This window comes from Streptomyces sp. AC627_RSS907, from assembly GCF_019049165.1.
In genome coordinates this window covers 1-593 of record NZ_JAGMUE010000641.1, presented here as the reverse complement: position 1 = coordinate 593, position 593 = coordinate 1, and the positions used below count along the sequence as shown (strand labels likewise).

General features: G+C 75.0%; 1 protein-coding gene. It reads left to right on the top strand.

The annotated features are described in order from the left end of the window. Positions 1-169: 169 nt before the first annotated feature. Positions 170-593 (top strand): hypothetical protein (locus KUM32_RS37555; RefSeq protein ID WP_217146320.1); only part of this gene is annotated, 424 nt, incomplete at its 3' end.

Genomic DNA, 593 nt, shown 5'->3' with positions numbered 1-593 from the left:
GTACGAGACGGTCACCGCGGGCGCGGCGTCGGTGGCCACCGACGAGCGTTCGACGCCGCGTTTCCGGTTCGGGCTCAGCCGCGAGTAGCCGCGAGCCCGGCGGACGCGGGGCCGGAACGGGCCGCGCGTGGGCTCGGGCGGTGCTCGGAAGCCGGTACCGTGACCCCGCGTGACCACTTTGATCTGGATCGCGGTCGTTCTCCTCGCCATCGCCGGATATCTGCTCTGGACCGCCGGCCGCCTGGACCGGCTGCACACCCGGCTGGACGCGACCCGCGCGGCGCTGGACGCGCAGTTGCTACGGCGCGCCTCAGTGGCCCAGGAGTTGGCCACCTCAAGCCTGCTCGACCCGGCCGCCTCGATCGTGCTCTATCAGGCGGCGCAGGCCGCGCGGCAGGCCGAGGAGGAGCACCGGGAGGTGGCCGAGAGCGAGCTGAGCCAGGCGCTGCGCGCGGTCTTCGCCGAGTCCGCCCAGGTGGAGGCGGTGCAGCAGGCGCCGGGCGGCGACGCGGCGATGGGGGAGTTGGGGGAGGCGGTCCGCCGGGTGCCGATGGCCAGGCGGTTCCACAACGCCGCGGTGCGCGAGGCGCGTC